At 64.1% G+C, this 21,103-nt stretch carries 18 protein-coding genes; 7 read left to right on the top strand and 11 right to left on the bottom strand.

The window, feature by feature from the left end:
• Nucleotides 1–13: 13 nt before the first annotated feature.
• From L0U82_RS38080 to L0U82_RS38050, 7 genes are all read right to left on the bottom strand, one after another.
• Nucleotides 14–487 carry an SRPBCC family protein gene (locus L0U82_RS38080; protein ID WP_233838995.1) on the bottom strand — a complete coding sequence of 158 codons (474 nt, stop codon included), beginning with the start codon at nt 485–487 and terminating at the stop codon, nt 14–16.
• A gap of 21 nt (nt 488–508) precedes the next feature.
• A complete protein-coding gene (locus tag L0U82_RS38075; protein WP_233838994.1) occupies nt 509–1,345 on the bottom strand; it encodes an FAD binding domain-containing protein in 837 nt (278 codons plus the stop codon).
• A gap of 93 nt (nt 1,346–1,438) precedes the next feature.
• Nucleotides 1,439–2,206 carry an alpha/beta fold hydrolase gene (locus L0U82_RS38070; protein ID WP_233838993.1) on the bottom strand — a complete coding sequence of 256 codons (768 nt, stop codon included), beginning with the start codon at nt 2,204–2,206 and terminating at the stop codon, nt 1,439–1,441.
• Nucleotides 2,203–3,594: a fumarylacetoacetase gene (gene fahA, locus L0U82_RS38065; protein WP_233838992.1), complete on the bottom strand. Its 1,392-nt coding sequence runs from the start codon at nt 3,592–3,594 to the stop codon at nt 2,203–2,205. The genes L0U82_RS38070 and fahA overlap by 4 nt, the downstream gene beginning before the upstream one ends.
• The gene (locus tag L0U82_RS38060; protein ID WP_233838991.1) at nt 3,591–4,133 is read right to left on the bottom strand and encodes a VOC family protein; all 543 of its coding nucleotides are present in this window, start codon (nt 4,131–4,133) and stop codon (nt 3,591–3,593) included. The genes fahA and L0U82_RS38060 overlap by 4 nt, the downstream gene beginning before the upstream one ends.
• Nucleotides 4,134–4,183: 50 nt before the next feature.
• Complete coding sequence (locus L0U82_RS38055) at nt 4,184–5,371, bottom strand: FAD-dependent monooxygenase (protein WP_233838990.1); 1,188 nt, start codon at nt 5,369–5,371, stop codon at nt 4,184–4,186.
• 218 nt (nt 5,372–5,589) lie between these two features.
• Nucleotides 5,590–6,168 (bottom strand): UbiX family flavin prenyltransferase, encoded by a 579-nt coding sequence (locus tag L0U82_RS38050; protein ID WP_233838989.1) that lies wholly within the window; start codon nt 6,166–6,168, stop codon nt 5,590–5,592.
• A gap of 314 nt (nt 6,169–6,482) precedes the next feature.
• Between L0U82_RS38050 and L0U82_RS38045 the strand changes: the two genes are divergently transcribed.
• The 4 genes from L0U82_RS38045 (at nt 6,483) to leuD (ending at nt 11,348) form a co-directional block, all read left to right on the top strand.
• Complete coding sequence (locus tag L0U82_RS38045) at nt 6,483–7,574, top strand: porin (protein ID WP_233838988.1); 1,092 nt, start codon at nt 6,483–6,485, stop codon at nt 7,572–7,574.
• Nucleotides 7,575–7,777: 203 nt separating this feature from the next.
• A complete protein-coding gene (locus L0U82_RS38040) occupies nt 7,778–9,154 on the top strand; it encodes an MFS transporter (protein WP_233838987.1) in 1,377 nt (458 codons plus the stop codon).
• A gap of 134 nt (nt 9,155–9,288) precedes the next feature.
• Nucleotides 9,289–10,716, top strand: coding sequence for a 3-isopropylmalate dehydratase large subunit (leuC, locus tag L0U82_RS38035; protein WP_233838986.1), 1,428 nt, complete (start codon nt 9,289–9,291; stop codon nt 10,714–10,716).
• Nucleotides 10,716–11,348 carry a 3-isopropylmalate dehydratase small subunit gene (gene leuD / locus L0U82_RS38030; protein ID WP_233838985.1) on the top strand — a complete coding sequence of 211 codons (633 nt, stop codon included), beginning with the start codon at nt 10,716–10,718 and terminating at the stop codon, nt 11,346–11,348. Before leuC ends, leuD begins: the two co-directional genes overlap by 1 nt.
• Before the next feature lie 137 nt (nt 11,349–11,485).
• On the opposite strand, the gene L0U82_RS38025 is transcribed toward leuD, so the two are convergent.
• From L0U82_RS38025 to L0U82_RS38015, 3 genes are all read right to left on the bottom strand, one after another.
• A complete protein-coding gene (locus L0U82_RS38025) occupies nt 11,486–12,778 on the bottom strand; it encodes an MFS transporter (protein WP_233838984.1) in 1,293 nt (430 codons plus the stop codon).
• Nucleotides 12,779–12,853: 75 nt separating this feature from the next.
• Nucleotides 12,854–14,182, bottom strand: a complete 1,329-nt coding sequence (locus L0U82_RS38020; protein ID WP_233838983.1) for an MFS transporter — start codon at nt 14,180–14,182, stop codon at nt 12,854–12,856.
• A 122-nt stretch (nt 14,183–14,304) separates the two neighbouring features.
• Entirely contained in the window at nt 14,305–15,579 is a 1,275-nt protein-coding gene (locus L0U82_RS38015; RefSeq protein ID WP_233838982.1) for a glucarate dehydratase family protein, read from the bottom strand.
• A gap of 210 nt (nt 15,580–15,789) precedes the next feature.
• Here L0U82_RS38015 and L0U82_RS38010 point away from each other — a divergent pair, with 210 nt between their 5' ends.
• Entirely contained in the window at nt 15,790–16,497 is a 708-nt protein-coding gene (locus L0U82_RS38010) for a GntR family transcriptional regulator (protein ID WP_233838981.1), read from the top strand.
• Between the two features lie 13 nt (nt 16,498–16,510).
• Here L0U82_RS38010 and L0U82_RS38005 read toward each other — a convergent pair whose 3' ends face one another.
• Nucleotides 16,511–18,484 carry a sigma-54-dependent Fis family transcriptional regulator gene (locus L0U82_RS38005; RefSeq protein WP_233838980.1) on the bottom strand — a complete coding sequence of 658 codons (1,974 nt, stop codon included), beginning with the start codon at nt 18,482–18,484 and terminating at the stop codon, nt 16,511–16,513.
• Between the two features lie 479 nt (nt 18,485–18,963).
• Between L0U82_RS38005 and L0U82_RS38000 the strand changes: the two genes are divergently transcribed.
• Together L0U82_RS38000 and L0U82_RS37995 are read left to right on the top strand one after the other, a co-directional pair.
• On the top strand, nt 18,964–20,019 hold the full coding sequence (locus tag L0U82_RS38000) for an ATP-NAD kinase family protein (protein WP_233838979.1): 1,056 nt from the start codon (nt 18,964–18,966) through the stop codon (nt 20,017–20,019).
• Between the two features lie 80 nt (nt 20,020–20,099).
• Nucleotides 20,100–21,083 (top strand): thiamine pyrophosphate-dependent dehydrogenase E1 component subunit alpha, encoded by a 984-nt coding sequence (locus L0U82_RS37995; protein WP_233838978.1) that lies wholly within the window; start codon nt 20,100–20,102, stop codon nt 21,081–21,083.
• The last annotated feature ends 20 nt before the right edge of the window (nt 21,084–21,103 follow it).

The raw sequence follows: 21,103 nt of genomic DNA, 5'->3' as shown, positions 1-21,103 counted from the left end.
CTTATTGCACCGTCTATTGCGCGGCGCCGGCCGCGGCATTCGCATCGGCGCTCATCGTCGCGTTGAAGCGCTTGAAGAACTCCGCCGCGAGCTTGTTCGCCACCGACGTGACGAGCCGCGAGCCGATCTGCGCGAGCTTGCCGCCCACCTGCGCATCGGCGACGTAGGTCAGCAGCGTGCCGCCTTCGTCGGCATCGGCGAGCGTGACCGTCGCGGTCATCTTGCCGAAGCCGGCGATGCCGCCTTCGCCGCCGCCGACGATCTTGTAGCCGTTCGGGCCGTTGCGCTCCAGCAACTGCAGCGTGCCCTTGAAGCGCGCCTTCACGGGGCCGACCGATGCGACCACCACGGCCTTGTATTCGTCATCGCTCTGCGCGACGAATTCTTCGCAGCCCGGCACACAGGCTTGCAGCACCGCGGCGTCGTTCAAGCCCTTCCATACCTGTTCGCGCGTGGCGGCGATGGTCTGCGATCCGGTGAATTCCATGCTTGTGTCTCCTGAAAACGGTTAAGCGGCGTCGCGCAATGACTGCGCGAGCAGCGCCCGCAATGAGCGGCGCGTATAGGTTTCGATCAGATGGGCGCGATAGGCGGACGAGCCGTTCGCGTCGTCGGGCAGCACGCTCGCGTCCATCTTCAGGCCGGCGAGCGCGGCTTCGGAAAGGTCCGCGTGAAGCGCCGCTTCGGCTTCGTGCCAGCGGAACACCGACGCGCCCGCGCCGGTCACCGCGACGCGTACCGCGTCCGCGAACTGCGCGATGAATACGCCGACCACCGCATAGCCCGACGCCGGCTGGCGGAACTTCGCGTAGGCGGCGCGCAGCGGCAGCGGATACTCGAAGCCGGTGACGATCTCGCCGGGTTCCAGCGCGGTTTCGAAGGTATCGATGAAGAAGTCGTCGGCGGCGATGCGGCGTTGCGACGTGATCACCTGTGCGTTGAGCGCGAGCACCGCGCTCGGATAATCGGCGGCGGGGTCGTTGTTCGCGACCGAGCCGCCCATCGTGCCGCGATTGCGCACCTGCGGATCGGCGATCACATTGGCGAGCTGCGACAGCGCGGGAATCGCCGCGGCGACCACCGGCGACGCAGCCACTTCCGCGTGCTTCGTCAGCGCGCCGATGCGCAGCACGCTGCCCTGAACGCCGCCGACGTTTTCGACGCTGACGCCGCGCATCGCGTCGATACGCGTCAGGTCGATCAGATGCGACGGCGCCGCGAGGCGCTGCTTCAGCGTCGGGATCAGCGTCATGCCGCCGGACAGCGGCTTGGCGTCCTCGTGTTCGCTGAGCCACGCGAGCGCTTCATCGAGCGTGGCCGCGCGTAGGTAAATGGTCTCGTACATGATGTCTCCTGCCGCCGTGCGCGCCGGACCCCAGCGCGCGGGCGGATTGCCGCGAATTTGCGGCGAGTAGCGGACCGTGGCGGCGAGTGGCCGTCAGGCCTCTTTCAGCCAGTGTTCCAGTGCGGTCGCGAGCGCAACCGGCACTTCGTACATCGGATAATGCCCCGCGTTGGCGAGCGTTTCGACTGTCGCGTTCGGATACCACGCAAGCCACGTGCGATTCATCAGATCAGCCGTGATCGTCGGATCGTGCTCGCCGATGAACAGCTTCACCGGCGTCGCGTTGCCTGCGACGTCGGTCGAAAAATCGCTGGCGGCCCAATGCGGCAGATACCCGCCGAACGCGTCGGCGCGCGAACGCTGCTGCGATTCGCGCGCGAGATGCGCGGTAAAACGCGGTGCGAGGCGATTGCCGGTCGAGAACGCAATGATAGCGGCACGCCGTTCGACGTCGTCGATTGCCGCGCGAAACATCGCGAGGCGCGTGTCATCCATGCGCGAACCGCACGCGGGCACCGGGCACACGCCGGCCATCCGCTCGATGCGTCCGCCCGCGGCGAGCAGCACGCGCTGGATCGCGACGCCGCCCATCGAATGGCCGATCAGACTGAAGCGGTCCCAGCCGAGATGATCGGCGAGCGCGAGCACATCCTGCGCGGCTTCTTCGAAGCTGAACGCGCCATCGCGTTCGCGCGAGCGGCCGTAGCCACGGTAGTCGAAGAACACGTAGGTGAATGCATCCGTGTCGAGCGCGGGCACGAGCGGCTGCCAGTCTTCGGCGCTGCCGAACCAGCCGCTCATCGCGAGCACCTTGCGCGGGCCGTGGCCGATCTGCACGTAGCCGTTGAGTGCTTGTGTCATGCGCGAGTCTCCGTTTCGCGTGCTGAGTGCTGTTCTTGTGCCGTGGGTGCCGAGGATGTGAATAGCTGCGCGAACGCCGGCGCGATACGGCCGTGGCAGGTGCCGAAGCCGATCGACACTGCGCCCGGTTTCGTTGCGCGTGCGCTCAGCACGATCTCGTCGCCGTCTTCGAGCGCGGTGCGCGTTTCGCCGTTCGGCAGACGCAGCGGATCGCGGCCCGCGTTGGTGAGTTCGGTGATGCACGCACGCGAGGCGTCCGACGCGCCGGAAATCGTGCCGCTGCCGAGCAGATCGCCGGTGCGCAGATTGCAGCCGTTGCTCGTGTGATGCGCGACCATCTGCGCGAACGTCCAGTACAGATTGTCCAGATGCGTGTGCGTGATCCGCACGGCGTCACCGCCGGCTTCGCGCAATTGCCGCGTCGACAGATCCGCGTGAAGCTCCAGATGCAATCCGCCTTGCTGCTGATCCTGCACGCCGTGCAGATGCGGCATCAACGGCGGATCATCGGTTGCGCGCGCGACCGGTGCCTTGCGGAACGGCGCGAGCGCTTCGGCGGTGACGATCCACGGCGACAGGCTCGAATGGAAACTCTTGCCGAGAAACGGGCCGAGCACCTGCTCGAACCATTGAATGCTTTTCGCCGACCAGTCATTGAGCAGCGAATAGCCGAAGATATGCGCGTGCGCGGCATCGACGGGAATCGGCTGCGTCAGCGTATTGCCCGCGCCGATCCACGCCGCCAGTTCGAGTTCGAAATCGAGCGCGGGCGCGGGGCCGAACACGATCTGTCCGTTCGCGTCACGATACTGGCCGTGCGGGCGGCGCACGTCGCCGCCGCTCACACGCAGCGACGAAGCGCGGCCGTGATAGGCGATCGGCAGCGATTTGAATGCGGGGGGCAGCGGATCGGCGAGACCCTTGTAGCGGCCGTGCCGTTCGGTGTGATGCAGCGACGTGAGGAAGTCGGTGTAGTCGCCGACTTCGCAAGGCAGCCGCAGCGTCAGCGTATCGACGCGCGGCAGCAGCGCGTCGACATGCTGCTGCATTTGCGCGCGCTGCGGCTCATCGCTCTTCAGCAGATCGGACAGCGCGGCGCGCAACGCGCTTGCGTAGCGCGGCGCCATCGCCATCAGGCGGTTCAGCGTGCCGTCGAGCGTGGCTTCGCACGCCAGCGCCGCATCGCTGCCGGCTGCGAGCAGGCCGCTATCGAGCAGTGCGCGCAAATCGACGACGTGTTCGCCGATCGCAACACCTGCACGCGCAACCCCGTCGCGCTCGAAAGCGCCGAACGGCAGGTTCTGGATCGGGAAGTCGGTATCAGGCAGATTCGCCGATTCGACCCAGCTGCGCCGGGCCGGATCGTGAGTGGCATTGAGCGCGATCATGCGTGGGGCGCCTCCGGTACCGCGCTTTGTCGTTGCCGCGTTTCTTCGTTCCATGCGTCGAGCGCGGGACGCGCGTCGCGACGATAACCGGCCAGCGTTTCTTCCGGCGCGACCGGCACCGTCAGTTCGAGCCGGAAACCGTTCGGATCGAAGAAATAGATCGAGCGCACGAAGTGATGATCGGTGACGCCGAGCACTTCGATGCCGTGATCGGTGAGGCGCTGCTTCATCGTTTCGAGCTGATCGAGCGTCGCGAGGCGCAGCGCGATGTGGTTGACCCACGGCGGCGTGTTCGGCGAAGGCAGCGCGGCCGTATCGTCACCGAGATCGAAGAACGCAATGTTCGAGCCGTCCGCCATCTCGAAGAACAGATGCACGTACGGGCAGTACTCGCCCGTGCTCGGCACGCGGTCGAGGCGAATCAGATGCACCAGCGGCAAGCCGAGGATGTCCTCGTAGAAGTGGCGCGTTTCCTCGGCATTGCGGCAACGCCATGCGAAGTGGTGCAGGCCGAGCACCGGCGGAATGGAATCGGACATGCTGTGTCTCCTTTGCAGCGTGATCAGTCGAGCGAACGTTCGTTGTGCGCTCAGACTTCAACGGCGTCGACGTCGTATTCGAACAGCCAGTTATAGCGTTCCTTCACGCGTTCCTCGCTCCACTCGCGATCGACGTATTCGGCCGCGCCCTCGGCATGCGCGAGCGCCGGGTTGTGGAAACGCTTCGTGTTGGCCGCCGAGCCGCGCACGATGCGCGAGGTCCGCTCCAGACGCAGCGACTCGAAACGCTCGAGCGCATGCGGCACATCACCATGATGACGCGCAACGCAACGCGCGATCAGATAGCCGTCTTCGAGCGCCATGCCCGCGCCTTGCGCGAGGAACGGCAGCGTCGGATGGCAAGCATCGCCCAGCAGCGTTGCGTGGCCCGAACTCCAGCGCGCCATCGGCTCGCGGATCATCAGCGCCCATTTGTACGGTATGTCGATAGCCGAGATCAGTGTGCGCACATCTTCGTGCCAGCCGGAGAAATCAGCCAGACATTCGTCGATCGTGCCGCGTTCCGACCACGATTCGACCTGCCAGCCATCGCGTTCCACCGCGCCGACGAAGTTCACCAGCTTGTTGCCGCGCAACGGGTACTGGATCACGTGTGCGCCGGGGCCAACCCAGTTGGTACCATACGGCGAGCGCAGATGCTCGGGCAGTTTTTCCGCGTCGATCACACCGCGCCATGCCATCACGCCCGAATAGACCGGCTCGTCCGCGCCGAACAGTGCACGGCGCACACGAGAATGCACACCGTCCGCGCCGATCAGCAGATCCGCCTCGAAAGTCTCGCCCGATACGGTTTGCACTTCGACCTTGCGATCCTTCTGCATGATCGACTCGACCTTGTGATCGAGCCGGATCGCGTCGGGACTCAACGCGCGCACCGCGTCGACCAGCGCTTCATGCAGGTCCGCGCGATGCACGGTCAGATACGGGAAACCGTACACGTCGCGCGATGCCGCGCCGAGATCGAACAGCGGCCAGGTCTGACCCGTGTTCCATAGCCGCACGCGTTTGCCGGGCGGCTCGCATGCGAGGCCTTCAAGGCGCTCGCCGACGCCGATGCGGTACAGCACGCGCGTCGCGTTCGGGCTCAACTGCACGCCCGCGCCGATTTCTCCGAGGGCCTTGGCCTGCTCGAGAATAGTGACGTCGAAGCCAGCTTTCAATAAAGCGGCGCCCGCTGTCAAACCGCCGATACCGGCCCCTGCAATGACGATCTTCATTCGACCTTTTCGACCTCTATGGTATTAACTTTGTCTCTTATCGAGAAGATTTATCAATCGATAGATAAATCTTTCAAATGTGGCTTTTTTATGAAGCGAAACCACTTTAAATGAAGGTCGGGGGATTAAGAAGCAAAAGAATTCGAACGGATTATCAATGAAAGTTAATAATGCGAGAGGCGGCGCGCGGGGCTGCCGGCGCGGTTGTTACGTGGCAGTTACATGCCCCAGCGATGCACGACCGACGTCTCGATCCCGAACAGATCGAGCACCCGTCCAAGCGTGTGGTCGACCATTTCATCGAGCGTTTCGGGGTTCGCGTAGAATGCCGGCACCGGCGGGTAGACGATCGCGCCGGCCTCGGTCACGTTGGTCATGCTGCGCAGGTGGCCGAGATGCAGCGGGGTCTCGCGCACCATCAGCACGAGGCGGCGGCGCTCCTTCAGGGTCACGTCGGCGGCGCGCGACAGCAGCCCGCTCGTCACGCCGGTGGCGACTTCCGACAGCGTGCGGATCGAGCAGGGCGCGACGATCATGCCCATCACGGGGAAGGATCCGCTCGAAATGGCCGCGCCGATGTCCGTGTTCGGATAGGTGACGGTGGCGAGCGCGCGCACATCGGCGACGCTGTAAGGCGACTCGTGCGCGAGCGTGACCTGCGCGGAACGGCTCATCACCAGATGCGACTCGATGTCGAGCTGCCTGAGCAACTGCAACAGCCGGACGCCGTAGACGACGCCGGACGCGCCGCTGATGCCCACGATCATGCGCCTGGGCGGGATGGAGCTGAATTGCATCTGTGCTCTCCGGTTTAATCGGTGATGGAATCAATCAAAACGTCGCGGATGTTAGCACGTCGATAAATTTTTTTAGATATGTTAATCACCTTTCTGGAATTAACTAGTGAATACCCTAATCATTCCCTGGGTGAGTCTTCAGGATGTTCTATTGATTGATAAATAACTCGTGATTCAAAACGCGAATTGAACTGGTTAAACTCGGTCCCGCATCGAGCAGAGGGTCGCCGGGTGGCGGTTCGCAGGACTGCGCGGTGCGCGGCGCCGGCACGGAAAGCGGGCCGGTTCACGATAAAAATCATTGGAGACTTGGGTTGAGAAATTGTCTGCTCGTCGGCGGCTGCGCCGCGCTTCTGGCTGGCCCCGCGTGGGCGCAGTCGTCCGTGTCCCTGTACGGCAGCATCGACGTCGGCGTCGATTTCGTGTCGAACTCGCAGGGCAAGCACCTGTTTCAGCAAGCGTCCGGCAAGCGCCAGCCGGACCGTTGGGGTCTTCTGGTCACGGAGGATCTGGGCGGCGGCAACAAGGCGTTCGCGCGGCTCGAATCGGGCTTCGTGACCAGCACCGGCGCACTGATCAATCCGACCAGCTTCTTCAATCGCGATGCGTACGTGGGCCTCTCGAACGACCGCTGGGGCACGCTGAGTCTCGGTAACATCAACGACTACATCTATCAGTACGTCGGGCGACTGAACAATGCGGTGCCGGGCATCTCGTCGTTCTACACGCCGGGCAACCTCGACGGCCTCGCGAATACGCGCGCACTGAACAACTCCGTCAAGTACGAGACGATCAACTATCACGGCTTCCAGGCGGGCGCAATGAACGCGTTCGGCAACCAGGCGGGCGACTTCAGCTCGGGGCGCCAGTACAGCATCGGCGCGCAATACGAGAACTACGGCGCGCAGGTCGGTGTCGCGTACACGATGTCGCACGACCGCACCGCCGATATCTTCGGTACGTTCGGCCTGACGTCGCTGCTCGGCCAGTCGTTGAAATCGGGCGTGATGTTCAATGCAAGCCGTTACAGCACGCTGGCCGCGGGCGCATCGATGAAGATCGGCTATTTCACGCCGCACGTCACGTACACGGGCGTGAAACTCGAGGACGCCAAAGGTTCGACCACGCTGAACAACTATCAGGCCGGCGTGAACATCGATCTGAGCCGCGGCAACGGCTTCTACATCCTCGGGCTGTCGATGAATCACTCGCTGTTTCAGGGGCTGACGGTCAACCAGTACAACGCATTTCTGACCGACTACCTGTCGAAGAGCACGCAGGTGTATATCGGCGCCGGTCTGCAACGCGCGACTGGCCCGGGCGCGCGCGCCGCGCAGTTCGGCTACCAGCCGTCGACGAGCAGCAATCAGACGGTCGCGCGCGTTGGTATTAATCATATGTTCTGACGCGGCGACGGCCGCGATCGGACACCGTGCGGATTGTTCACTTATTTCGATACCTTGATCGCTACTTTTTGATTGAGCCGTTCGGGGACGCCTCTTATATTGGGGCTCCGGCCATGGCGCCGCCATGACGGAGAGGCAGCAGTAACAGTGCAAGCGGGCGCGCCGGGCGGCGCGTCCATCCGCACGGGGTAAATGGGACATACATGCAAGCAGACCGGACTTTGAACATCGCGACACTGGTGGAAGAACAGAAGATAGGACGCTTCGCCGTCGGTCTTCTGTTCTGGTGTTTCCTGATCATGTTGATGGATGGCTACGATCAGACGGCCGTGTCGTTCGCGGCGCCCGCCCTCATCAAGGAATGGCACGTCGCGCGCGGGGGCTTCGGGCCTGTGTTCGGCGCGGGCCTGTTCGGCACGCTGATCGGCTCGTTTATCTTCGGCTATCTCGGCGACCGGCTCGGCCGCAAGAAGGCGATCGTCATCGGCAGTCTTTTCTTCGGCGCGCTGACCTATGCGTCGGTGTGGGCGAGTTCGCTGCAGCAACTGATGCTGCTGCGTTTTCTGGCCGGTATCGGCATGGGCGGCGTGGTGCCGAACGCGGTCGCGCTGGTGGCCGAATATGCACCCAAGCGCCTGCGCGCGACATGGGTCACGCTGATGTTCTCGGGCTTTTCGATCGGCGCCGGTTCGGGCGGACTGGTTTCGTCGGCGCTGATTCATCGCTACGGCTGGTCGATCATGTTCGCGGTGGGCGGTGCCGGTTCGCTGCTGATCGGGCTGCTGGTGATCTTCACGCTGCCTGAATCCGCGAAGCTGCTGGTGATCCGGCAGCGTAATCCGCAGATGCTGCGCAATCTGATCGCGCGCCTGCGTCCCGAACTGAGCATTCCGGCCGACGCGCAGTTCGTGCCCGGCGAAGTGCGCGAGAAAAAGCGCTTCGTGCTGAAGCTGATCTTCTCCGATGGCCTCGCCGCGATTACGCCGCTGCTGTGGATCGTGTTCATCGTGAACTCGATGGCACTGTATTTCCTGCAGAACTGGCTGCCGATCCTGATGGAAGGCATGGGTATCGATCCGCGCGGCGCGAGCCTGATCACGATGATGTTCTCGGTGGGCGGTGTGCTCGGCGGGCTGATTCTGTGCCGCTTCGTCGATCGCCATGGTGTTGCCGCGATCATCTCGCTGCCCGTGATCGGTCTGCCGGTCGTTGCATCGCTTGGTCATGGTTCGTCGCAAGGCTGGTTGATGCTCGCCGTGTTTGCCACCGGCTTTTGCGTGGTGGGCGCGCAATACGGGCTGTATGCGGTGGCCGGCATGATCTATCCGACGTCGTTCCGCTCGGCGGGGGTCGGCAGTGCGATCTCGGTGGGCAAGATAGGCTCGGTGTCGGGGCCGGTGATCGGCGGCCTGCTGCTGGCGATGCATCTGCCGATCACGCAACTGTTCTACGCGGCGTCGCTGCTGTTCCTGATTGCCGCGGTGTCCTCGACGATCCTCGCGCTGCTGTATCGCACGCGCTTCGGCGAACGGCGCGCCGCCGCTGACGCGGCCGCGCAAGCCGCCGCTGAATCGGTATAACGCGCGGCTTAACGAGCGCCGCCGCGCGCTTCGTTATCCCGCCGCTTTGCCATACCACCACGGCGCCGTGCCAAGACGCGCGGCGCCGTGGTGTGATCCCTCGCTGTCAATCCCCGCTCCGTAGTCTCCCATCGATGAGCCAAACCCTCTACGACAAGATCTTCGACGCCCATACCGTGCGCACCAACGCGGATGGCACGACGCTGCTTTATATCGACCGCCATCTGCTGAATGAAGTGACGAGCCCGCAGGCATTCGAATCGCTGCGCCAGGAGTCGCGGCCGGTGTGGCGTGCGCGCGCGAACCTCGCGGTGGCCGATCACAACGTACCGACCACGAATCGCGATCTGGGCGTCGCCGATCCGATTTCACGCATTCAGGTCGACGCGTTGCAGGACAACTGCGAGCGCAACGATATCCTGCACCACGGCATGAGCGATACGAACCAGGGCATCGTTCATGTCGTCGCGCCGGAGCTGGGCAATACGCTGCCGGGCATGACGATCGTCTGCGGTGACTCGCATACGAGTACGCACGGCGCGCTTGGCGCGCTGGCGTTTGGCATCGGCACGTCGGAGATCGAGCATGTGCTGGCGACGCAAACGCTCGTCACGCGACGCAGCCGCACGATGCGCGTGACGATCGACGGTGTGTTGCCGGCGGCGTGTTCGGCGAAGGATGTCGCGCTCGCGGTGATCGGCATGCTCGGCACGGCCGGTGCCACCGGGCATGCAATCGAATTCGCCGGGCCGGTGGTGCGAGCATTGTCGATGGAAGGACGCATGACGCTGTGCAATATGTCGATCGAAGCGGGCGCGCGCGCCGGGCTTATCGCGGTGGATGACACCACGCTCGACTATTGCCGCACGCGCGCGAACGCGCCGCGCGGTGAAGCATGGGACCACGCGCTGCGTGCATGGCGCGAATTGCATTCGGACGACGACGCGCAATTCGACGCCAAGCATGTGCTCGATGTGTCGACGCTGGTGCCGCAAGTCACGTGGGGCACGTCGCCGGAGATGGTCGCGGGCATCGATGCTCGCGTGCCCGATCCCGCCGACGCTACCGATGCGGGCCGGCGCGCCGCATGGACGCGCGCGCTCGACTATATGGGCCTCGACGCGGGCACGCGCATCGATACGATCACCATCGACAAAGTGTTCATCGGTTCCTGCACGAATGGCCGGCTCGAAGACCTTCAGGTCGCGGCTCGCGTGCTGAGCGCGGCGGGCGGGCGAATCGCGCCGAACGTGCGACTCGCGCTCGCGGTGCCGGGCTCGCAGCAGGTCAAACGCGATGCGGAAGCGCAAGGGCTGCACCGGATCTTTATCGCCGCCGGTTTCGAATGGCGCGAGCCCGGCTGCTCGATGTGTCTCGCGATGAACGCCGATCGGCTCGAAGCCGGCGAGCGTGTCGCGTCTACCTCCAACCGCAATTTCGAAGGGCGGCAGGGCGCGGGCGGCCGCTCGCACCTCGTGAGCCCGGCGATGGCGGCGGCCGCCGCGCTCAAGGGACGCTTCGTCGATGTGCGCGAATTGCTTGATCTTGCCGGAGACCGTTGATGGAACCGCTCGTCTGCCATACGGGGCTCGTCGTGCCGCTCGATCGCGACAACATCGACACCGATGCGATCATGCCCAAGCAGTTCATGAAGTCGATCGCGCGAACCGGCTTCGGTCCATACCTGTTCGACGAATGGCGGCATCGCGATGCCGGCTATTACGGCAAGCCGGCCAGCGAGCGCACGCCGGAGCCGGACTTCGTGATGAATCAGCCGCGCTATGCGGGCGCTTCGGTGCTGCTGACGCGGCGCAATTTCGGCTGCGGCAGTTCGCGCGAGCATGCGCCGTGGGCGCTGCATCAATACGGCTTTCGCGTGCTGATCGCGGAGAGTTTCGCGGATATCTTCTTTAACAACTGCTGCAAGAACGGCTTGCTGCCGGTGCGGCTCGACACCGCCACGATCAGCGCTTTGATGGACGCGGTGAAAGCGTCGCCCGGCTATCGGCTGTTGGTCGATCTGAGTGCGCAGGTGGTGGTGGGTCCGAACGACGAACGCTGGGCGTTCGACATCGAGGCGGCATCGAAAACGCTGCTGCTCGAAGGACTCGATGAAACCGGCGCGACGCTCGGCTTTGCCGACGAGATTCGCGCTTTCGAAGCGAAGCATTTCGCGCGTTCGCCGTGGCTTTAATGCGGAGAGCGGTAAACGCGTGACCGCGTTGGGGCTCGCAAATTAGCACGTAAATTAGCGGGCAAACCAGCAAACCAGCAAGCCCTCAGGCAAACCAGCAGCGCTCCCGCCTGCTGGCTCGCCATCGAAACCGAACCTCAGTCCCGCAACTTCACCGGCGTCATCCGCGGCATCAGCAGATGAATGATGCCGAGCGCCACCAGATACGCGAGCGCGCCGACCGCAAACAACGCCCAGTACTGCCCGGTGCGCTGCAGCGTCTCGCCGATCACGCCCGAGTAGAAGAACGAGCCGATCATCCCCGCGACGCCGCCGATGCCGACCACCGTGCCGACCAGCCGGCGCGGAAACACGTCGCCGACCGTGGTGACCAGATTCGCCGACCATCCCTGGTGCGCGGCGGCCGCGAGACCGACCGCGAAAACCGCAAACCACAGGCTCTGGAAGTAGGACAGCGTCGCAATCGGCAGCACGCACACTGCGCAGATCCCCATCGCGACCTTGCGCGCGAAATTGGGCCGGTTGGTGCGCGCCATCAGCCGCGACGACAGCCATCCGCCCGCGACGCTGCCGATCGATGCCATCGTGTAGATTGCGATCAGCGGTAGACCCATATTGCCGATGTCGATATGGCGCGACTCGTTGAGCCATTTCGGCAGCCAGAACAGATAGAACCACCAGACCGGATCGGTCATCAGCTTGCCGACGATAAACGCCCACGTTTCGCGGTATTTGAGCACCGACAGCCAGCTCGCGCGTTGCTCGACGATTTCATCGCGATCCGAATTGATGTAGTCGAATTCTTCCTTCGATACCGACGGATGCTGCGCGGGCGGCCGATAGATCAGCAGCCAGATCGCGAGCCAGATGAAACCCGTCGCGCCGCCGGCGATGAAGGTCGCGCGCCAGCCCCACATCAACGCGGCGATCGGCACGAAGGCCGGTGCGACGATTCCGCCGATCGTCGCGCCCATGTTCCACAGGCCCGTCGCCAATGCGCGTTCCTTCTTCGGAAACCACGTAGCCGTCGTGCGGATCGCGACCGGAAAGTTCGCTGCCTCGCCGAAGCCGAGCAGGCCGCGCACGGCCGCGAAACCGGGCACGGTGGCCGCTACCGCGTGCAGCATCGCGGCGAGACTCCACATCGCCATCGCGCTGCCGTACACCACTTTCGTGCTGACGCGATCGGCGATGCGGCCGAAGATCGCGAGACCCACCGCGTAGGTGACCGTGAACACCATCACGGTCTGCGCATACTGCACCTGATTCCAGCCGATGTCCTTCTGCAGCAGCGGCGCGAGCAGGCCGAGCATCTGACGATCCATGTAGTTGATCGTCGTCGCGAAGAAGATCATCGCGCAGATCGTCCATCGGTATCGTCCAACGACGGTGCCGGCGGCGGACGCCGTATTGGCCTCGATTATTTTCATCCGTGTCTCCGGAAAGTTTTAGGAATGGGTGTACGTGGACCCGTGCGTGCCTTGATGCATCGCTTAATACATCGCTTAATGCGCGGACGCCGGGATGCCTTCGCGCGGGCTCATCCGCGAAAAGAACACGACGCCGGCGGCGACCACCGACATCACCGCGAGCCCGGTAAGCCCGCCTTCGATCGAGCCGGTCTTCTGTTCGAGCAGGCCGAACGCCGCCGGCGCGACGAAGCCGCCGAGGTTGCCGATCGAATTGATCAGCGCGAGCACCGCCGCCGAAATCCGCGCGTCGAGATAGCCCTGCGGAATCGGCCAGAACAGCGACGACGCGGCCTTGAAGCCGATCGCCGCAAAGCAGATCGCGATGAACGAGAAGACCGGGCCGCCCTGGCCGGCCGCGTACATGCCGAGCGCGGCGATCAGCAGCACGCACGCAACCCACGCCTGCTGAAACTTGAAGCGCGCGGCCAGCATCGCGAAGAAGTACATCGCGGCGATCGAGATCAGCCACGGAATCGAATTGAACAGGCCGACCTGCAGGTCGTTGAAGTGGCCCATCTTGCGGATGATGCTCGGCAGCCAGAAGGTCGCGCCGTAGATCGTCAGCGATACCGCGAAGTAGATCAGGCAGAAGATCAGGATTTGCGGGTCGCGCAGCAGCGTCAATAGCGACGGCTTGATCGCATGCGACGCCGAACGTTGGCGCTGTTCCTCTTCGATCTCGCCGACCACCGCGTCCTGTTCGGCGCGGCTCAACCACTTCGCGTCGCGCGGCTTCGAATCGAGCCACAGCCAGATGAAGCCGGCCAGCACCACCGAGAACATGCCTTCGATCACGAACATCCACTGCCAGCCGCGCATGCCGCCGCCTTCGATCAGCATCAGGCCGCCGGAGATCGGCCCGGACAGCACCGAAGCGAGCGCCGAGCCGCTCAGGAAGATCGCCATCGCCTTGCCGCGTTCGTTACTGGGCAGCCATTGCGTGAAGTAGTAGATGACGCCGGGAAAGAAGCCCGCCTCGGCCGCGCCGAGCACGAGCCGCATCACATAGAACGACGTCTCGCCACGCACGAACGCCATGCCGACCGCGGCGAGACCCCACGTGAGCATGATGCGCGTCAACCATACCTTCGCGCCGAAGCGCTGCAGCAGGATGTTCGACGGCACTTCGAAAATCGCATAGCTGACGAAGAAGAGCCCCGCGCCGAGACCATAGGCAGCCGCGCCGATACCCAGATCGGCGCTCAGATGCTGACGCACGAAGCCGATGTTCACGCGGTCGATGTAGTTGACGATGAACATCACGACGAACAGAGGCAGCACGCGCCACTTGATTTTGCGCACCGCGCTCGCCAGCACGCCGGCGCGGTCCGGCCGGGCCGTGTCCGCAATGGGGGTAGTCATCGGGTTGTCTCCTTCATGGCTCCGAGTTGTATCTCGCATGCCGGATGTTCGAGCAGGCCGCGCGCGCTGGTCAGCGGCGCGGCCCGGAAATGCAAACTAGAAAGCGCGGATCAAAGTGCGAATCAGAAGCGCGGGTTCTTGCCGCTGAAGCTCGGGTCGTACTTTTGCATCTGCTTCAGGTCGTCGCGATTGCGCACGCCGCACGACAGGTACTGCGCGTGCAGTTCGGCGAGCCGCTCGCGATCGAGTTCGACGCCGAGGCCCGGCGTGGTCGGCACGCGTACCGAACCGTTGTCGAACTTCACGCGTCCGCCCTTGATCACTTCTTCTTCCTGCCACGGGTAGTGCGTATCGCACGCGTAGGTCAGGTTCGGGATGCTCGCCGCGACATGCGTCATCGCCAGCAGGCTGATGCCGAGGTGCGAGTTCGAGTGCATCGACATGCCGAGGTCCCACAGCTTGCACATGCGCGCGAGTGTCTGCGTCGCGCGCAGGCCGCCCCAGTAGTGATGGTCCGACAGCAGCACCTTGACCGAGCCCATTTCGGCGCCGCGACGGAAGTCGTCCATCGTCGTGATCACCATGTTGGTCGCGAGCGGCAGGCGCGTGTGCTTCGCCAGTTCGGCCATGCCTTCGAGTCCCGGGCATGGGTCCTCGTAGTACTCGAGCAGTTCGTCGAGTTGCGGAGCGGCCGCGATGCTGGTTTCGAGCGTCCAGTTCGCGTTCGGATCGAGACGCAGCGGCATGCCGGGGAATGCGTCGTGCAGCGCGCGCATGCAGGCGATTTCATGCGCGGGTTCGAACACGCCGCCTTTGAGCTTGATGCTCTGGAAACCGTACAGCTCGATCATGCGGCGCGCCTGCGCGACGATCTGCTCGGGGCTCAGACCTTCGCCCCATGCGTCGGGCGCATACGGTTTGTCGACGTGCTCTGCGTACTTGAAGAACAGATAGGCGCTGTAGGGCACTGCGTCGCGCACCTTGCCGCCGAGCAGATCGACGATCGGTGCGCCGACGATCTGCCCTTGCAGATCGAGCATCGCGACTTCCAGCGCGCTGATGACCTTCGGCGCGTTCTTCGCCGAGTGCGAGCCGGGCGCGAGTTCGAATTCGACCGCGCCGGGCGCGGCCTTGATCGTCGCGCGCACACGCTCTTCCATCCGGTTCAGATCGAACGGCGACAGACCGACCACGAGTTCTTTCGCCTGATCGAGCACGTGCAGCATCGGCTCGTCGCCGTAAGTCTCGGAGATGCCGACGCGGCCGTCGCTCGTCTCCAGTTCGAGGATCGCGCGCAGCGCCCACGGTTCGTGGATCCCGGCGGCGTTCAGCAACGGGCCGTCGCGAAAGGCGATCGGCGTAATTCGCAGCTGGGTGATGGTGATGTCGCGAGTCATGGTGGCAATCGGCAGTCGGAGGTGGGGAATGTGATGGAACGGATGGTAAAGCACTAATGTATTAGTGCGTCAGTGGGGTAAATACTGATGCGCCGATCCGGCGAAAATCCGCTGTCAGGCCCGCTGGAAGCGGCTCGCGTCGGCTATAGTGCTAGTGTTTCAGCGGGCGGCGCGAGCCGTTCCGACCGCGTCCACGCTTCAGTTCAAGTCATGAAAAACCACCATTCCCGGTCGGCGGTGGTCCACCGGATCGACCGCTCCCGCCACGCCGCGCCGCAAATCTTCGAGCGGCTGCGCGAAATGATCCTGTCGCTCGAACTGACACCGGGCACCGTGCTGTCGCGCATCGAACTGGCGAACCAGTACGGCTTGAGCCAGACGCCGGTGCGCGACGCGCTGATGAAGCTCGGCGAAGAAGGTCTCGTCGATATCTATCCGCAGCACGCGACGGTCGTCAGCCAGATCAACGTGACGTCCGCGTTGCAGGCGCATTTCCTGCGCCGCTCGATCGAACTCGAAGTGGTGCGCGCGCTCGCGGAGCAACGCGACGCGGTGTTGATCGCGCAATTGCGCGCGACCATCGCCGGGCAGACGCAACTGCTCGATCTGAAGAACTACGAGCAGTTCGCGCTGCTCGACCAGACCTTTCATCGGCAGATGTACGAGGCGGCCGGCGTGCCGCAACTGTGGGATCTCGTGCGCAGACTGAGCGGCCATATCGACCGGCTGCGCCGTCTGAATCTGCCGGTGGAGGGCAAGACGCTCGCGGTCGTGCGCGATCACACCGCGATCGTCGATGCGATCGAAAAGGGCGATGCGAAAGCCGCGCAGGCGGCGCTACGCGAGCATCTGTCGGGGACGCTGAGCCAGGTCGATCAGATTCGCGCGAGTCATCCGAATTTTCTGGCGGATGATTGAGGATAAGGCCGCGTTAGCTTGAGCTGCGATGCGGCCCGACGATGCCCAATCGTGCGATGCGCCGATAGAGCGTCGCGCGCGATATACCCAGCGCTTGCGCGGCCGCGTTGGGCCGCCAACGGCAGTGGGTGAGTGCGGCGATGATCCGTGCGCGTTCGTCGTCCGCGCTGGCGGGTTGCATGGAGCGCTCCGCGCTAATGGCGGAAGCGAGCGGCGCGCCGATCCCTAGCTGATCATCAGGCGCCAGTTGCGCGGCGAAATCCGGCGACACGTGCCGCAACTCGACGCGCGCCGAATCGCAGACCGCGCACGCATAGCGCAGCACATTGCGCAACTGCCGGATATTGCCGGGCCACGCGAACGCGGCAAGACGGTCTGTCAATTGCGGATCGAGCATCAGCACATGACCCGCGGCCTGCGCTTCCTCGTTGAACACCGCATCGATCACATCGCGGATATCGGCGCGCTCGCGCAGCGGCGGTATCCGCAGCGTCGCGCCACTCAGACGGTAGTAAAGATCCTCGCGGAACGAGCCTGCTTCGACCATCCGCGTGAGATCGCGATGCGTCGCGCAGATGATGTCGATATCCACGCGCACCGGCGTATCACCACCGAGCGGCATCACTTCGCCTTCGGCGAGCACGCGTAGCAAACGGGTTTGCAGACCGAGCGGCATATCGCCGATTTCATCGAGAAACAGCGTGCCGCTATGCGCGAGCGCGATCTTGCCGCGCGCGCCGCGGCTGCGCGCGCCGGTGAACGCACCCGGCGCATAACCGAACAGTTCGCTCTCGATCAGCGGCTCCGGAATCGCGCCGCAATTGACGGCGACGAACGGCCGCGTACGTCGCGACCCCGAGTCGTGCACCGCGCGCGCGAACACCTCCTTGCCGACACCGGTTTCACCGAGCAGCAGAATCGGCAGCCGCTTGCCGGCGATGCGCAACGCGACGTCCGCGTTGTGCGCAATCCGTTGATCCTGGCTGTGCAGGAAGCGGCTCATCGTGCCAAGGCTGCTGTCCGCGCGCAGCTCGCCTTGCTTCGTCGCAACGGCCGAACGAGTCGAGCGCTTCATCGGCGCGCGAATACGCGCGTACAGCATCGCGCCGGTCGCGCGCAGCCGTAGCGCGACGATCATGTCGGTGCGCGCGACGTCGTGCAGACGGACGTCCGCGGTGTCGAACAGTTCGTCGATATGGCGCGGACCGTCGAGGCCCGCGATGCTCTCGTGTGCCTTGCGGTTCGCGGCGGCGATGTTGCCGCATTCATCGAAGGCGATCAGCACTTCGGGCTGTGCCTCGACGAAATGGCGGCTTTGATGGCCGAACAGGATCCAGTGCTGCGCCGTTTGATTCAGGAAGTAGCCGTCTTCGATCAGACTCGCGCTTTGCCGCACCAGTTGAAACACGAGGCCCTGGCTGTCGCGGTTGTCGGGCGAGCGGATCGCGGATGCGTCGAGCACGCCGATCAGTTCGCCGGTCGGCGCGAAGATCGGCGACGCGCTGCATGTAAGCGTCGTAAACGCGGCGCGAAAGTGATCGGTCTTGTGCACGACGATCGGCGCGAGATCGGTGAGCACATTCGCGATGCCGCAGGTGCCTTCCTCGCGCTCGGACCAGCACGAACCGATATACAGCCCCGCGTGTTTGAAATCGTTGCGCCGTTCACGATCGATCCGGTAGTCGATCGTCACGCCGTGCGCGTCGGACAGCATCACGCAATAGTCGGCGACGCGAATCATCTCGTGCAGCCGCGTCAGACATTGACCCGATGCGCGCAGAAACGCTTCTTCCTTGCCCTGCACCTCGCGCAGCTCGGCGGACGACAAAACGCGTGGACCGATCACCGAACCGGGATCGAGTTGATACCGCTCATATGAGCGCTGCCATGACGATACGAGACGCGTCGAATTGGCGGGGGCGGGCAGGCGTCCTTCGATAGCCGCGCGTACGCGATCGATGTGCTGCGTTTGAGAAACATAAGGCATGGCCGGCTCCGGACGCGCGACATCGAGTAGGGCGGGTTCCTGTCTTGTAGCACATCCGTCTCGCGCAATCACATTGCGATGCAGCACGTGAGACGGGTGAGACGAATGTCTCAGGTGTGGGCGACACACCGGTCTCATTGCGCTCAGCCATGCCTGGCAAGGCTGTGTGGCTCGCTGCTATGCGCGGCACCGCTTTAGCGATGTCGCGGCAAGTGCTCGTGATACAGATTGAACGACACGGCACTCGTCTGAGGAAAGCGCTCGCGATGCGCGCAAATACGCGTCGAGCCTTTGAGTGCGGCGTCTGCGAAGAATACGCGCGGCACGCGGGCACTTGGCCCGACCTTTGCAGTATGGCTGGCAGAGCGAAGCAAATGCGCATCACCACCACTCGCTTCGCCGCTCGCGAACCCTATTCACATGCATCGGACCTCGGCCACGCACTCAAGCGCGCCCTCGGCCCGACAGGAGACAAGCCAGTGTTATCGCCCATCACCGTCGGCGTGATCGCGAACCCTGCGTCGGGCCGCGATATTCGACGCCTGACCACGCATGCATCGGTGTTTCCGACTTCGGAGAAAGCGAACATGGTCGTGCGCCTGCTCGCGGGCCTCGGCATGTTCGGCGTCGAACGCGTGCTGACGTTGCGCGATAAAACCGGTGTCGCCGCCCTCGTGCTGCGCTCGCTCGAAACCCATGCGGCGGTGGCCGAGCCGCAGCGATGGCCGCAGGTCGATTTCCTCGATCTGCCGATCACCGACAGCGTGACGGATACCCATGCGGGCGTCGCGCGAATGGTCGAGCTGGGCGTCGATCTGATCGCGGTGCTCGGCGGCGACGGCACGCATCGCGCGGTCGCCGCGCATTGCGGTGACGTGCCGCTGCTGACGCTATCGACCGGCACCAACAACGCGTTTCCCGACTTGCGCGAAGCGACGGTCGCGGGCCTCGCGGGCGCGCTTGCCGCGTCGAAGCTCGTGCCGCCCGATGTCGCGTTGACGCGCAACAAGCGTCTGGTGGTTCGTTGTGTTGCAGGTCCGAACAAGGGGCGCGAAGAAATCGCGCTGGTCGACGTGTGCGTGAGCCGGCAGCGCTTCGTCGGCGCGCGGGCGGTCTCCGAGCCCGCGGATATCGAAGCGTTGTTTCTGACTTTTGCGGCGCCGGACGGCATCGGCTTGTCGTCGATCGGCGGCGCGTGGGCTCCGGTCGAACGCAGCGCGCCGTATGGGCTGCATCTGACGTTTGCGCGCGCCGGCGAATCCGGTGTGCCGATCTTCGCGCCGCTGGCGCCGGGCCGTGTCGATAAGGTGACGATGCGCACCTGCGAGCGTTTCGAAGCCGGTTGCTGGACACCGCTCAATACCGAACACGGCACGCTCGCGTTCGACGGCGAGCGCGAGATCGAACTGGAGCGCGACGACCGCTACGAGATCGCGCTCGACTGGGCGGGGCCGTTCACCGTCGATGTCAGCCGCACGCTGCGTTATTGCGCGTCGCGGCAGTTGATGCGCGAAGTGGCCGCGCACCGAACGTAATTCATGCAGGAGGAGCCGACACCTGAAGTAACGCGTGCTGAAGTCGCAGTGACCATTGAGATCAATCTAGGAGACACACCATGTCTGTTTCGACCCAGTTGAGCAAGGACAAGCTGCTGGAGGCGTATCGCAAGATGCGCACGATTCGCGAGTTCGAAGAGCGTCTGCATGTCGAATTCGCTACCGGCGACATACCGGGCTTCGTGCATCTGTATGCCGGCGAGGAAGCCTCCGCGGTCGGCACGATGCTGCATCTGAACGACGCCGATTACGTCGCGACCACGCACCGCGGTCATGGTCACTGCATTGCGAAAGGCGTCGACGTGCACGGCATGATGGCCGAGATCTACGGCCGCAGCACCGGCGTATGCCGCGGCAAAGGCGGCTCGATGCATATCGCCGATCTGTCGAAAGGGATGCTTGGCGCGAACGGCATCGTCGGTGCCGGCGGTCCGCTCGTGTGCGGCGCGGCGCTTGCCGCGAAGCTGAAGAAGACCGGCGGGGTGGGCGTGTGCTTCTTCGGCGATGGCGCATCGAATCAGGGCGTGATCTTCGAATCGATGAATCTCGCTTCCGTGTGGCGCCTGCCGGCGATTTTCGTCGCGGAGAACAACGGCTATGCGGAGGCGACGTCGTCGACGTGGTCGGTCGCGTCCGACAACATCGCCGACCGCGCAAGCGGCTTTGGCATGCCCGGCGTGATCGTCGACGGTTTCGATTTCTTCGCGGTGCATGAAGCGCTCGGCGCGGCGATCGAGCGTGCGCGCAACGGCGGCGGACCGACGCTCGTCGAAGTGAAACTGTCGCGCTATTTCGGCCACTTCGAAGGCGATGCGCAAACCTATCGTGCGCCCGGCGAAGTGCAGAAGCTGCGCGATGAGAAGGATTGCCTGAAGCGCTTCGAAGAGCGCGTGGTGCGCGCCGAAATGCTCAAGACCGACGAGCTGCGCGGCATCGACGCCGAGGTGAAGCAGTTGATCGACACCGCTGTGACGGACGCGAAGGCCGCACCGTTGCCGGGTGCCGACGATCTGCTCACCGATGTCTACGTGTCCTATCCGTAACGCGCACAGCGAACCATTCA

It is taken from the genome of Paraburkholderia sp. ZP32-5 (assembly GCF_021390495.1).
In the GTDB taxonomy this organism is placed as follows: domain Bacteria; phylum Pseudomonadota; class Gammaproteobacteria; order Burkholderiales; family Burkholderiaceae; genus Paraburkholderia.
Note: the sequence above shows the minus strand (reverse complement) of the source record. Positions and strands in the feature narration are given on the sequence as shown.

Bases quoted from the DNA above. Each gene is read 5' to 3' on its own strand.
- L0U82_RS38070 (WP_233838993.1), bottom strand. From the start codon at position 2,206: ATGACACAAGCACTCAACGGCTACGTGCAGATCGGCCACGGCCCGCGC.
- L0U82_RS37995 (WP_233838978.1), top strand. From the start codon at position 20,100: ATGTCTGTTTCGACCCAGTTGAGCAAGGACAAGCTGCTGGAGGCGTAT.
- L0U82_RS38055 (WP_233838990.1), bottom strand. From the start codon at position 5,371: ATGAAGATCGTCATTGCAGGGGCCGGTATCGGCGGTTTGACAGCGGGC.
- L0U82_RS38080 (WP_233838995.1), bottom strand. From the start codon at position 487: ATGGAATTCACCGGATCGCAGACCATCGCCGCCACGCGCGAACAGGTA.
- L0U82_RS38010 (WP_233838981.1), top strand. From the start codon at position 15,790: ATGAAAAACCACCATTCCCGGTCGGCGGTGGTCCACCGGATCGACCGC.
- L0U82_RS38005 (WP_233838980.1), bottom strand. From the start codon at position 18,484: ATGCCTTATGTTTCTCAAACGCAGCACATCGATCGCGTACGCGCGGCT.
- L0U82_RS38015 (WP_233838982.1), bottom strand. From the start codon at position 15,579: ATGACTCGCGACATCACCATCACCCAGCTGCGAATTACGCCGATCGCC.
- L0U82_RS38060 (WP_233838991.1), bottom strand. From the start codon at position 4,133: ATGTCCGATTCCATTCCGCCGGTGCTCGGCCTGCACCACTTCGCATGG.
- leuC (WP_233838986.1), top strand. From the start codon at position 9,289: ATGAGCCAAACCCTCTACGACAAGATCTTCGACGCCCATACCGTGCGC.
- leuD (WP_233838985.1), top strand. From the start codon at position 10,716: ATGGAACCGCTCGTCTGCCATACGGGGCTCGTCGTGCCGCTCGATCGC.
- L0U82_RS38050 (WP_233838989.1), bottom strand. From the start codon at position 6,168: ATGCAATTCAGCTCCATCCCGCCCAGGCGCATGATCGTGGGCATCAGC.
- L0U82_RS38025 (WP_233838984.1), bottom strand. From the start codon at position 12,778: ATGAAAATAATCGAGGCCAATACGGCGTCCGCCGCCGGCACCGTCGTT.
- L0U82_RS38040 (WP_233838987.1), top strand. From the start codon at position 7,778: ATGCAAGCAGACCGGACTTTGAACATCGCGACACTGGTGGAAGAACAG.
- L0U82_RS38075 (WP_233838994.1), bottom strand. From the start codon at position 1,345: ATGTACGAGACCATTTACCTACGCGCGGCCACGCTCGATGAAGCGCTC.
- L0U82_RS38020 (WP_233838983.1), bottom strand. From the start codon at position 14,182: ATGACTACCCCCATTGCGGACACGGCCCGGCCGGACCGCGCCGGCGTG.
- fahA (WP_233838992.1), bottom strand. From the start codon at position 3,594: ATGATCGCGCTCAATGCCACTCACGATCCGGCCCGGCGCAGCTGGGTC.